Source organism: Falsiroseomonas sp. (genome assembly GCF_030695085.1).
Lineage (GTDB): Bacteria > Pseudomonadota > Alphaproteobacteria > Acetobacterales > Acetobacteraceae > Falsiroseomonas.
In genome coordinates, this window is the sequence record NZ_JAUYTS010000096.1 from 1 (window position 1) to 10,352 (window position 10,352).

The window sequence follows — 10,352 nt, forward strand, 5'->3', positions numbered from 1 at the left end:
CGCGGCGCTGGCCGCACTCGCCGCCCTGCCGGTGCTGGCGCGCGGCAGCCCGCTGGATTGGGGCCTGGCCCTGCTGCCGTTGGCCGCGCTGCTGCCCTGGCCGCGCCGCTGAGACCAGATCCCGGTGATCGTGGCCGATCACCGCCTTGTAAGTCTCGCTCATCGGCGCCGGCGCCAGCATCCGCTGGCTTGGCTGCGCGCCACGTGGCGCGGCGCCCAGTCGGGCAACCCAGTCGGGCGCTCGGCTGGCTTCGCTGGCCGCAGATGTCCAATCGATGTGATCTGGTGTTCGCTCAGCCGAACAGGAAATCCTTCACCAGCTCGGCGCTGGCATCCGGGTCCGAGGCCGCGACGTGATAGCTGTCATTGTCCACCACCACGAGGCGGGAGCCGGCGATGCGCTCCTGCCAGGCCCGCACCTCCTCCACCGAACCGAGGCCGCTGCCCGTGGTGGTCACCACCAGCGTCGGCGCCCGGATGGCGCCAACCTCCGCCGTGACATCCACGCCCGGCACCATTTGCAGAAAGCCTTCCAGCGTGGACGCCGCCGTGCGGCCCATCATCTGCGTCCACCATTCCAGCGCCGCGGCGCTCATCCGCGTGCCCATCCGCCCGGCATTGGAGGCCGCGACCCAGGCCGGCACGCCCTCCGCCGCGATCTGCGCGCGCCAGCCGGGCGTGCGCCCGGCCAGGTTGGTGAGCGAGGCCGGGCCGCCGAGCACCGCCAGCTTGTCCACCAGCTCGGGATGCCGCGCCGCGACGGCCAGCGCGATGGTGCCGCCGATCTTGCCGCCCACCAGATGCACGCGCGCCACGCCCAGATGGCCGATCAGCGCCACCACATCGGCGACCAGCCGGTCGAAGCGCCAGGGGTGGTCGGCCGGCATCGGCGTCGACCCGCCATAGCCGCGCAGATCCAGCCGCACCACGCGGGCCTGTCGCGCCAAGGCGGGGACGAAGGCGCGAAACGCCTCCCCGCTCTCGGCCAGGCCGTGCAGCAGCAGCACGGTGGGCGCGGGCGCCCAGGGGTCGGTGAAGTCGTCCACCGTGTAGGCCAGCATCACGCCGGGCGAGACCTCGAAATGGGGCATGATGCGCGTCCTCAGATGCAGCGGGTGCCGCCGCCGTCGATGTCGATATTCGTGCCGGTGATGAAGCCGGCGCGGTCGGAACACAGGAACGCCACCAGGCCGGAGACCTCCTCCGCCGTGCCCAGCCGCCCCATGGCGACGGAGCCGATGGCGGCCGCGTTTTCCGCCGCGGGGTCGCGCCCGCTGCCGGCCGCACCCTGGGCCACCAGCGCATCCCAGCGCGGCGTCGCGATCGGGCCGGGGTTCACCCCCACCACCAGCACATTGTCCGGCGCGCAATCCTGCGCCAGCGCATGGGTGAAGCTGAGCAGCGAGGCATTGACGCTGGAGCCCACGATATAGGTGGCGCGCGGCTGGTGGCCGGAACGGCCGATGATGTTGATCACCCGCCCCCAGCGCCGTGCCCGCATCGGCGGCACCAGCAGCCGGGCGCAGCGCATATAGCCCATGAGTTTCAGATCGATCGATTTGCGCCAGGTGGCATCGTCGCTGTCGGCGATGCGGCCCATCGGCGTGGCGCCGGCATTGTTCACCAGGATGTCGATGGCCCCGAGCGCCGCCTGCGCCTGCGCCACCGCGGTGCCCAGCGCCGCCTCATCCACCAGATCGACCGCGATCGGCACGGTGCGGCTGCCGGTCTCGGCCGTGATGGCGGCGGCGGCCTCGGCCAGCCGGTCCGCGCCGCGCGCCAGCATCGCCACGGCCACGCCTTCGGCGGCCAATTCGCGGGCGATGGCGCGGCCGATGCCCATGGAGGCGCCGGTGACCAGCGCCGTCCTGCCCTTCAAGCCGAGTTCCATGGCCAGCGCCCCTTCCCCAATCCTGCCCCGCACAGGCCGCGCCCTGCCGCTGCTGTCAACCCGCAGGCGCCTTGCGCGTCCGCGCGACGCACCTCAGATGCGCCAGCAGATGCAGATCCTGAAAACCCTCCTGGTGCTGTTCGCGCTGTTCTTCCTGCTGCCGCTCGGCATCGCGGCCGCGATCTATCAATGGAGCGGAATCGGCCCCGGCTGGCAGATGGCCGACCGCAGCAGCGCCGGGCTGCTGCCACCGGCGGCCGAGAAGCCGGAGGCGGTGGTGCGGGTCTTCGCCGCCCCCACGGTGCGCTGGCGCGGCATCTTCGCGGTGCATAGCTGGGTGGTGATCAAGCCCGAGGGGGCGAATGCCTATACCCGCTACGACTATACCGCCTGGGGCGACCCGATCCGCGTCAACGGATTCGAGGCCGATGGCCGGTGGTTCGGCCGGGCGCCGCAGCTGGTCTTCGCGGCGGATGGGGCGGAAGCGGCGGCGATGATCCCGCGCATGCAGGCCGCCATCACGGATTACGCCTTCCGCCAGCGGGGCGACTACCGGGTCTGGCCCGGCCCCAACTCCAACACCTTCGTCGCCGCCGTGCTGGATTCGGTGCCAGGGGTGCAGGTGGCACTGCCGCCGAATGCCATCGGCAAGGACTTCCCGCATGATGGCCGCTGGCTGCGCTGGACCGGCTCCGGCACCGGCATCCGGCTGACGCTGGGCGGCTATGCCGGGCTGACCCTGGGCTGGGTGGAGGGGGTGGAGGTGAACATCCTCGGCGCCGTCGCCGGGCTGGATCTGCGCCGGCCGGCGTTGAAACTGCCCGGCCTGGGCCGGCTGGGGCTGGACCCGGCGCCGGGTGTCGCCGCGGCGCAACCGTAAGGCGATCGTTCCAGGTAATTTGAAGCAGCGACGAACGAACTGCGCCCACTTGCGTTGTCATCATGATGCTTACGCGGCCGGTGCATGATGCCGGCCAAGGGGCAGGAAGCTCGACTCAACTTCCCAAGGAAGGAAACGATAATGCGCCTAGTGGCAACAATCGCCATGCTGGGCCTGCTGGCGGCCCCGGCCGCCCTCGCCCAGGGGCAGCGCGGACCCGACCAGGAGCCCAGCGTCACGGATCATGTGCAGACCGTGCGCGACCTGGCCGCTGTCTGCGACCCGGCAGTGCGCGGCGTGCGCCGGCTGGAGGCGATCGCCTATTGCCAGGGTTTCCTGACCGGTGCCGCGCAATACCATGCGCTGCTCTACCCGGTGGGTGGCCCGGCGCGGCCGCTGTTCTGCGTGCCGAGCCCCGGCCCTTCCATCGCGCAGACCGGCCTCGGCTTCGCGGGCTGGGCGCGGGCCAATCCGCGCTTCGCCAATGAGCCGGCGCTGGATGGCTTCCTGCGCTACGCCCAGGCGGAATTCCCCTGTGCGACGACGGCGTCCAATCGGGCGCGCCCGACCCGCCCGACCCGCTGAGCGAAAGGAGACCCATCATGCGCGCCTTGCGCCTCGTTCTTCCCCTGGTCGCCGCACTTGGCCTTTCGGCCTGCGCTGACATGAATCCAACCCAGCAGCGCGTCGCGACCGGCGCGCTCGGTGGCGGCGCCGTTGGCGGCGTCCTCGGCTCCTTCAGCGGCAATGCCGGTCTCGGTGCGTTGCTGGGTGCCGGCGTCGGTGGGGCCGGTGGCTTCCTGTACGACCAGTCGCAGCCCCGCTACGACGACCGCCGCGCACCGCCGCGCGACAACCGCCGCTACCGGCGCTGAGCCTTGCCACCCTCCCGGACGGCGGGCTACCGCCGCCCGGGATGGTGGAATTCCGCATGAAGGCCCTGGCCTTCGGGATGCTTTTTCTGGCCGCACCCGCCCTGGCCGCACCCGCCCTGGCCCAGCCGGCGCCGGGCGCCCTGCAGGCGCCGCTTCGTCCGGCCTGCATCTCCTCCCCCTTCGGCGAGCGCGACGAGGCCGGGCCGCGCGCCTCCCGCCACCATCGCGGCATCGATATCCCCGCCCCGGCGGGCGCCTGGGTGGTGGCCGCCGCCGCCGGCGAGGTGGTTGCCGTGCGCCGGCGGGGCGCTGCGGGGCTCGAGGTGGAGTTGCGCCATGCAGGCGGCTTCGCCACCCGCTACGCCCATCTCGGCAGCATCGCCCCCGCCTTGGCTTCCGGCCGCCGCCGGGTGGCGCAGGGGGAAAGGCTGGGCCGCATCGGGCGCAGCGGCATCACCTATGGCACGCATCTGCATTTCGAGGTGGTGGTGGGCGGCACGCCGGTGGACCCGGCGGCGTTCCTGGCGCTGCCGCGCTGCGGGTGATCCGGCCGCGGAACCATTCGCCATGCCCAGGCGAAGCCCAGCCATCATGGGGTGGGCACGACGATGGAACTCCGCGAGATGGGCTATTTCCTGGCAGCGAGCCAGACCCTGCACTTCACCCGCGCCGCCGCGCTCTGCGGCGTGACGCAGCCCACCCTCACCCGCGTCATCCAGAAGCTTGAGCGGGAACTCGGTGCACCGCTGTTTGCACGCGAGCGTGGCACGACGCATCTGACCGCACTCGGCCGCATGGTTCAGCCGCGGATCGAGGATATCGTCGCCCGCAGCCGGTCAGTCCGCAAACAGGCCTCGCTGCATCTGCGACTCCAGGGCTCCGATCTGAGGCTCGGCGTGATGTGCTCGCTCGGGCCGCAACGCTTCGGTGCGCTGCTCGGGCGGTTCCGCGCGGCGGAGCGTGGCGTTGATATCAGCCTTGCGGACGCGACGCCCGACCGCTTGGCAGAATTACTGCTGCAAGGCGATCTCGACGCCGCGCTGATGGTGCAGCCGGAGGCCTACCACGAGCGGCTGAAACCGGAGCCGCTCTACGTCGAGCGCTTCCTGGTGGCCTGCGCACCCGGCCACCCCTTTGCCGCGCGCCGGTCCATCACGATGCGGGACATGGATGGCCAGTCCTATCTGTCCCGCATCAATTGCGAACATCGCGACGTGCTGCGGGAGCATCTGTCCACGGCCGGCGCCAGGCTCGCCAGCGCCTGCCGCAGCGAGCGGGAGGATTGGATCCAGTGCCTGGTGGCGGCCGGCATGGGCGTGTGCTTCCTGCCGGAATTCAGCGCCGTGCAGTCGGGCCTGGTGCTGCGCCCGGTGGAGGATGCGCCCATTGCGCGGCAGGTCTGCCTGGTGACCGTGGCCGGCCGCCGCTGGTCCGGCACGCTTCGTCGAGGCGCTGCGCCGCACGCGCTTCGCAGCCCCCGTTGTAAACGACCAGCCGCATGCGCCGCGGGCATTGTTTCGATAGGGACGGCGCATGAAGGCTGCGCGACCGGACCGGCTTCCTGAACTCTGCGCCTGGGCGCCGGCCCTCGCCGCGCCAGCAACGGAGACGCAGATCATGACCATGAGCCGCATGAGCATCCTGGCCGCAGCCCTTCTGCTGACGGCCCCCGCCGCGATGGCACAGAGCTACCCCCGGGTCACCGGAACGGGCGAGAACATGATGGTCGATTACGGCCCGATGGGTCAGGGCACGCTGGTCGGCGGCGGCCGGGTGATGGTCAGCGACCCCACCGGCATGGATGTCCGGATCGTGCATTTCGACGCGATGTTCGCCCAGACGCCGCGGCCCGGCTACGTGCCGCTGACCATCGGAGCCGGTGAATCGCAGGAGACCGTCTATGTGCCTGCCGCCATGGTCGAGATGATGCGGCGGGCCCGCAGCGGCCAGCGTTGAGGCATCGCGCGGCCGGCCTCCCCCTCCGGGTGGGATGGCCGGTCGTGCCCCATCAGGCGAAGTGTCCCGGGCTGTTCAGACCCGGTGAAGAGATCGCCCGCTATCGGTACCCCTGGCCCGGCGTTCCGCCCCGGACGACTTCCAGCTATGCTGCGCTGCGGCAAATCATGAGGACCGACGATGAGCGATCGAAAAATCTGGGTGGTCTGGGGTGGCGTCTTCACCGACACCAACTTCACGGCGCTGGAGCCAGGGACGGAGGAACTGCACGGCCCCTACCATGACGAGGCGACCGCCAACCGCGCCTGGCAGGACCATATGCGCCGCAAGGTGGATATCGCGACGCACCGGCTGTTCGTGATGTTGGCGCAGCCGACCAAGGTCGCCTGACCTTAGGCTGCTACGGCACGCGCCGGCGTCGCCCGAAGGCGGCGCGCAGCCCGGCCACCTGCTGCGCCAGGAAACCGCCGGAGACGATCGCCTCATCCGCCCCCGGCACGCCGGTGGCGGGGTAGTGGCGCCGGTTCCAGTCGGCCGTTCCAAACATCCAGTCCCACACCGGCAGCAGCACGCCGTAATTCACCCCCTGCACATCGGTGGCCTGTTCGCCATGATGGGCCCGGTGGAAGCGCGGCGAGACCAGCAGGCGCTCGCCCACCCGCCCGAAGCTGAGCCGCGCATTGGCGTGGGAGAGCGATTCGACGATACGGGTGACCAGAACGATGACCGGGAACTGCGCCGGCGGCACGCCGATGGCCAGCGCCAGCACGCCGAGCCAGACCGCCGCGATCACGTCATCCAGCAGGTGGTTCCGGTCATCGGTCCAGAAGGTCATCTGCTTCTGGGCGTGGTGCACGGCGTGCAGTTCCCACCACCACGGAATGGCGTGCTGCAGCCGGTGGCGCCAATACTCGCCGAAATCCAGCACCACGATATAGACCGCCAGCGCCACCAGCGGCGCCTCCCGCAGCGCCGGGAACAGCGATTCCAGCGTCGGCGGCACCGCGCCGAAATCCACGATGGTGCCGTGTAGCCAGACCTGGATCGGCCTGAACAGCACGAAGACCGCCAGCGGCAGGATGCCGAGGCGGATCAGCAGCGTGTAGAGAATATCCGTATGCACCGGGCCCTGGTCGTCCCAGCGTTCCACCGGCCGCCATTTCTCGAGTGTGCCGCACAGCACGATGCAGACGAAGATCTGCACCAGGCCGAGCAGGGCGAAGCCGAGCCAGTCGAAGGCCTCCTCCTCCCACGCCATCAGGCCCAGATCATACAGCGCCGGAATCAGCCAGGCCTCATGGATGCTGGCGCGGATGGAATCGAGGAATTCGATCATTCGGGCACCTTGCCTCCCTCGGCCAGGAAGCGTTCGAAGGCGGCGAGTGTCGCGTCGCTCACATGATGCTCGATGCCCTCGGCGTCCGATTCCGCGATATCGGCCGGCACGCCGATCGCGGCGAGGAAGGCGACCACGGTCTGGTGCCGGGCACGGACGCGGCGGGCCAGTTCATGCCCGGCCTCGGTCAGGAAGACGCCGCGATAGGGCTTGGAATGCGCCAATCCATCGCGCTTCAGCCGGCCGATGGTCTTGATGGCGGTGGCGTGGGTGACGCCGAGGCGGCGGGCGATATCGGTCGGCCGTGCCTCCGCATCGCGTTCCAGCAGGTCGGCGATGATCTCGACATAGTCCTCCGCCAGGGCGGCGGCGCGGGCGGTGCGGGCGGAGGCGTGGCGCGCGGCCTCATCGGCTCCTTCCGGCCCGTTTTCGGGCAGGTCGGGCGGATCAGGCTCCGCGCTGGTATCGGCCATGGTCATGGCGCGACGCTAGCACCGCGGCGGCCCGGTGCCAATTTGTGGCACAGGCTTCACATTATGTCGGGACCACCCGCCGCCGCCGCAACAACCCGTGGCGCGGGGAGGCCGCCAGCGCGAGGAGGAAAATCGCCGTCAGCGCCAGCACGATGGACCCGGCGGTGGAGGCATCCAGCATGAAGCTCACCTGGATGCCGACCACGGTCGCAGTGCAGGCGCTGGCCACCGCCACCCAGACCATGCGGCCGAAACGGTCCGCCATAAGGACGCCGATGGCGCCCGGCGTGATCAGCAGCGCCACCACCAAGATGACGCCGACCGCCTGGACGCCCGCCACGATGCTGGCCGCCAGCACCGTCAGCAGCAGCAGCCGCAGCCGCCCGACATGCAGGCCGACGATGCGCGCCTGCCCCGGGTCGAAGCAGAACAGCACCAGGTCCCGCCCGCGGACCGCCAGGATCAGCAGCGCGGCGCTGGCGATGCCGAGCGTGGTCCAGAAATCCGCCGCCTCGATGCCCAGGATGCTGCCGAACAGCACATGGGAGAGATGCACGTTGGAGCGCACCTGCGACAGCAGGATGAGGCCGACGGCGAACATGCCGCTGAACACCACCCCCATCGCCGCATCCTCCTTGACGCGGGAAGTGGCGCGGATGGCGCCGGAGGCGATGGCGCAGGTCAGCCCCGCGACGAAGGCGCCGATCGCCAGCGGGATGCCGATCAGCCAGGCGATCACCACGCCGGGCAGGATGGCGTGGCTGACCGCATCCCCCATCAGCGACCAGCCCTTCAGCACCACGAAGCAGGACAGGATGGCAGACAGCGCCGCCACCATCAGACCGACGGCCAGCGCCTGGTACATGAAGCCGTGCTGCCAGGGCTGCAGCAGCGCCTCGATCATGGCACCGGCTCCGCCACCGCATGGGCCGCGGCCCGGCGGCTGGCACGGATGCCGTGCTTCGGCGCGAAGACCAGTACCACCACGAAGATCGCCGCCTGCAAGGCCACGATGCTGCCGCCGGTCGAGCCATCCAGGAAATAGCTGGCATAGGCGCCGATCAGCCCGGTGGCGGCACCGATGAAGGTGGCGATCGCCGCCATCCGCCCGAAGCGATCCGCCAGCAGATAGGCGGTGGCCCCGGGTGTCACCAGCATGCCGATCACCAGGATGGCGCCCACCGCCTGCAACCCCGCCACCGCGGTCGCGGCCAGCAGCATCAGCAACAGCACGCGCATATGCGAGGGATTGCCGCCGGCCGCGACGAGCTGAACCGGGTCGAACAGCGACAGCATCAGGTCGCGCCCCCAGATGCCCAGCACCAGCGCAACCACCACGGCGATGATCGCCATCTGGATGATGTCGGCATCCGCGATGCCCAGCACATTGCCGAAGATGATCGTCTGCAACCGCACATTCGACGGGAACAGCGACAGCAGGAACAGGCCGAGGCCGAAGAACCCGGTGAAGACCACGCCGATCACCGCATCCTCCCGGATCGGGGTGCGGCCGCGCAGCCCGGCCATGGCAAGTGCCGCCAGCATGCCGGAGGCGAAGGCACCGATGGCGAAGGGAATGCCGCCGAGCCAGGCCAGCACCACACCGGGCACGATGGCATGGCTCAGCGCATCGCCCATCAGCGACCAGCCCTTCAGCACCACATAGCAGGACAGCAGCCCTGCGACGGCACCGACCAGGGCGGAGATGCCCATGGCGCGCAGCATGTAGTCGTATTCGAAGGGGATCAGGAGCTCGGTCACGATGCCTACAGATCCTGCGTCAGCCGGCCGAGCACCCGGCCATCGGGGGCCATCACCAGCGGCCGTTCGTCATCCGACAGCACCACGACATGCCCGGCCTCCAGCGGCGCATGCGCCTTGGCCTGCTCGGGCAGGCTGTGCTGGCGCAGCGCACCGCCGAAGGCGCGCAGCAGGTTGGGGCCGGTGAAGACCTCCGGCGTAGGGCCGGCGGCCAGCACCGTGCGGTTCACCAGCACCACATGGTCGCAGAAGGTGGGCACGGAGCCGAGGTTGTGGGTGGAGACCAGGATGATCCGCCCCTCCTCCCGCAGCTGTTTCAGCAGATCGACGATCGCATCCTCCGTCGTCACATCGACGCCGGTGAAGGGCTCGTCCAGCAGCAGCAATTCGCCGCCCTGCGCCAGGGCGCGGGCCAGGAACACGCGCTTGCGCTGGCCGCCCGAAAGCTCGCCGATCTGCCGCTCCGCGAGATCGGCCATGCCGACGCGGGCCAGCGCGGCATCCACCGCCTGATGGTCCGCCGTGCGCGGCAGGCGAAGGATGTTCATGTGGCCGTAGCGGCCCATCATCACCACGTCGCGGACGCCGACGGGGAAGGACCAATCCACCTCCTCCGCCTGCGGCACATAGGCGACCAGGTTGCGCTTCAGCGCCGCCTGCACCTTCTCCCCGCCGATTCGCACCTGCCCGGCGGAGGGCCGCACCAGGCCCATAATGGCCTTGAACAGCGTGGATTTGCCGCTGCCATTCACCCCCACCAGCCCGCAGACTGTGCCCGGGGCCAGGGTGAAGCTGGCATCGCGCAGCGCCAGGTGGCCGTTCGGATAGGCCACCGAGACACCTTCCACGGACAGGCCGGCCCGGGTGCCGATCGGGTGCGCCAGCGCGCCGTCCATCAGCGGTTTGCCTGATTGCCGAAGAAGCCGCGCAGGATGATGTCCGCATTGGCCTCCAGCAGCTTGAGGTAGGTCGGCGCCGGGCCATCCTCCGCCGTCAGGCTGTCCACGAACAGCGCGCCGCCGAAGCGGGCGCCGGCCTCCCGCGCCACCTGGCGCATCGGGCGGTCATTCACCGTGCTTTCGCAGAACACCGCCGGCACGCGGGTGCGGCGCACCGTGTCGATCATCGCGCGGATCTGCCGCGGCGTGCCCTCATCCTCGGAGTTGATCGGCCAGAGATA

At 70.3% G+C, this 10,352-nt stretch carries 15 protein-coding genes; 7 read left to right on the forward strand and 8 right to left on the reverse strand.

Annotated elements, in window-relative coordinates; genetic code table 11:
* Nucleotides 1-293 precede the first annotated feature (293 nt).
* Together Q8S40_RS11650 and Q8S40_RS11655 are read right to left on the reverse strand one after the other, a co-directional pair.
* Nucleotides 294-1,091: an alpha/beta fold hydrolase gene (locus Q8S40_RS11650; protein WP_305670533.1), complete on the reverse strand. Its 798-nt coding sequence runs from the start codon at nucleotides 1,089-1,091 to the stop codon at nucleotides 294-296.
* 11 nt (nucleotides 1,092-1,102) lie between these two features.
* On the reverse strand, nucleotides 1,103-1,891 hold the full coding sequence (locus Q8S40_RS11655) for an SDR family NAD(P)-dependent oxidoreductase (RefSeq protein WP_305670534.1): 789 nt from the start codon (nucleotides 1,889-1,891) through the stop codon (nucleotides 1,103-1,105).
* A 109-nt stretch (nucleotides 1,892-2,000) separates the two neighbouring features.
* Here Q8S40_RS11655 and Q8S40_RS11660 point away from each other — a divergent pair, with 109 nt between their 5' ends.
* From Q8S40_RS11660 to Q8S40_RS11690, 7 genes are all read left to right on the forward strand, one after another.
* On the forward strand, nucleotides 2,001-2,771 hold the full coding sequence (locus Q8S40_RS11660) for a DUF3750 domain-containing protein (protein WP_305670535.1): 771 nt from the start codon (nucleotides 2,001-2,003) through the stop codon (nucleotides 2,769-2,771).
* Between the two features lie 141 nt (nucleotides 2,772-2,912).
* The gene (locus tag Q8S40_RS11665; RefSeq protein WP_304810932.1) at nucleotides 2,913-3,356 is read left to right on the forward strand and encodes a Rap1a/Tai family immunity protein; all 444 of its coding nucleotides are present in this window, start codon (nucleotides 2,913-2,915) and stop codon (nucleotides 3,354-3,356) included.
* Nucleotides 3,357-3,436: 80 nt separating this feature from the next.
* Nucleotides 3,437-3,646 (forward strand): glycine zipper domain-containing protein, encoded by a 210-nt coding sequence (locus Q8S40_RS11670; protein WP_305670536.1) that lies wholly within the window; start codon nucleotides 3,437-3,439, stop codon nucleotides 3,644-3,646.
* A 77-nt stretch (nucleotides 3,647-3,723) separates the two neighbouring features.
* Nucleotides 3,724-4,191, forward strand: coding sequence for a M23 family metallopeptidase (locus Q8S40_RS11675; protein ID WP_305670537.1), 468 nt, complete (start codon nucleotides 3,724-3,726; stop codon nucleotides 4,189-4,191).
* A gap of 63 nt (nucleotides 4,192-4,254) precedes the next feature.
* Complete coding sequence (locus Q8S40_RS11680; RefSeq protein ID WP_305670538.1) at nucleotides 4,255-5,211, forward strand: LysR family transcriptional regulator; 957 nt, start codon at nucleotides 4,255-4,257, stop codon at nucleotides 5,209-5,211.
* Between the two features lie 52 nt (nucleotides 5,212-5,263).
* On the forward strand, nucleotides 5,264-5,602 hold the full coding sequence (locus Q8S40_RS11685; protein WP_305670539.1) for a hypothetical protein: 339 nt from the start codon (nucleotides 5,264-5,266) through the stop codon (nucleotides 5,600-5,602).
* A gap of 180 nt (nucleotides 5,603-5,782) precedes the next feature.
* Nucleotides 5,783-5,992 (forward strand): hypothetical protein, encoded by a 210-nt coding sequence (locus Q8S40_RS11690; protein ID WP_305670540.1) that lies wholly within the window; start codon nucleotides 5,783-5,785, stop codon nucleotides 5,990-5,992.
* 10 nt (nucleotides 5,993-6,002) lie between these two features.
* On the opposite strand, the gene Q8S40_RS11695 is transcribed toward Q8S40_RS11690, so the two are convergent.
* The 6 genes from Q8S40_RS11695 to Q8S40_RS11720 all read right to left on the reverse strand — a co-directional run.
* Nucleotides 6,003-6,938, reverse strand: a complete 936-nt coding sequence (locus Q8S40_RS11695; protein ID WP_305670541.1) for a sterol desaturase family protein — start codon at nucleotides 6,936-6,938, stop codon at nucleotides 6,003-6,005.
* Complete coding sequence (gene mntR, locus Q8S40_RS11700; protein WP_304810940.1) at nucleotides 6,935-7,411, reverse strand: manganese-binding transcriptional regulator MntR; 477 nt, start codon at nucleotides 7,409-7,411, stop codon at nucleotides 6,935-6,937. Before mntR ends, Q8S40_RS11695 begins: the two co-directional genes overlap by 4 nt.
* 61 nt (nucleotides 7,412-7,472) lie before the next feature.
* Nucleotides 7,473-8,315 (reverse strand): metal ABC transporter permease, encoded by an 843-nt coding sequence (locus Q8S40_RS11705; protein ID WP_305670542.1) that lies wholly within the window; start codon nucleotides 8,313-8,315, stop codon nucleotides 7,473-7,475.
* Nucleotides 8,312-9,172 (reverse strand): metal ABC transporter permease, encoded by an 861-nt coding sequence (locus tag Q8S40_RS11710; protein ID WP_305670543.1) that lies wholly within the window; start codon nucleotides 9,170-9,172, stop codon nucleotides 8,312-8,314. Before Q8S40_RS11710 ends, Q8S40_RS11705 begins: the two co-directional genes overlap by 4 nt.
* Before the next feature lie 5 nt (nucleotides 9,173-9,177).
* Entirely contained in the window at nucleotides 9,178-10,068 is an 891-nt protein-coding gene (locus tag Q8S40_RS11715) for a metal ABC transporter ATP-binding protein (protein ID WP_305670544.1), read from the reverse strand.
* The coding region (locus Q8S40_RS11720) for a metal ABC transporter solute-binding protein, Zn/Mn family (RefSeq protein WP_305670545.1) at nucleotides 10,068-10,352 on the reverse strand (285 nt) is incomplete at its 5' end. The genes Q8S40_RS11715 and Q8S40_RS11720, both read right to left, overlap by 1 nt.

Excerpts from the sequence above, each read along its gene's own strand:
- Q8S40_RS11650 (WP_305670533.1), bottom strand. The coding sequence starts at position 1,091 with ATGCCCCATTTCGAGGTCTCGCCCGGCGTGATGCTGGCCTACACGGTG.
- Q8S40_RS11655 (WP_305670534.1), bottom strand. The coding sequence starts at position 1,891 with ATGGAACTCGGCTTGAAGGGCAGGACGGCGCTGGTCACCGGCGCCTCC.
- Q8S40_RS11660 (WP_305670535.1), top strand. The coding sequence starts at position 2,001 with ATGCAGATCCTGAAAACCCTCCTGGTGCTGTTCGCGCTGTTCTTCCTG.
- Q8S40_RS11665 (WP_304810932.1), top strand. The coding sequence starts at position 2,913 with ATGCGCCTAGTGGCAACAATCGCCATGCTGGGCCTGCTGGCGGCCCCG.
- Q8S40_RS11670 (WP_305670536.1), top strand. The coding sequence starts at position 3,437 with ATGAATCCAACCCAGCAGCGCGTCGCGACCGGCGCGCTCGGTGGCGGC.
- Q8S40_RS11675 (WP_305670537.1), top strand. The coding sequence starts at position 3,724 with ATGCTTTTTCTGGCCGCACCCGCCCTGGCCGCACCCGCCCTGGCCCAG.
- Q8S40_RS11680 (WP_305670538.1), top strand. The coding sequence starts at position 4,255 with ATGGAACTCCGCGAGATGGGCTATTTCCTGGCAGCGAGCCAGACCCTG.
- Q8S40_RS11685 (WP_305670539.1), top strand. The coding sequence starts at position 5,264 with ATGACCATGAGCCGCATGAGCATCCTGGCCGCAGCCCTTCTGCTGACG.
- Q8S40_RS11690 (WP_305670540.1), top strand. The coding sequence starts at position 5,783 with ATGAGCGATCGAAAAATCTGGGTGGTCTGGGGTGGCGTCTTCACCGAC.
- Q8S40_RS11695 (WP_305670541.1), bottom strand. The coding sequence starts at position 6,938 with ATGATCGAATTCCTCGATTCCATCCGCGCCAGCATCCATGAGGCCTGG.
- mntR (WP_304810940.1), bottom strand. The coding sequence starts at position 7,411 with ATGGCCGATACCAGCGCGGAGCCTGATCCGCCCGACCTGCCCGAAAAC.
- Q8S40_RS11705 (WP_305670542.1), bottom strand. The coding sequence starts at position 8,315 with ATGATCGAGGCGCTGCTGCAGCCCTGGCAGCACGGCTTCATGTACCAG.
- Q8S40_RS11715 (WP_305670544.1), bottom strand. The coding sequence starts at position 10,068 with ATGGACGGCGCGCTGGCGCACCCGATCGGCACCCGGGCCGGCCTGTCC.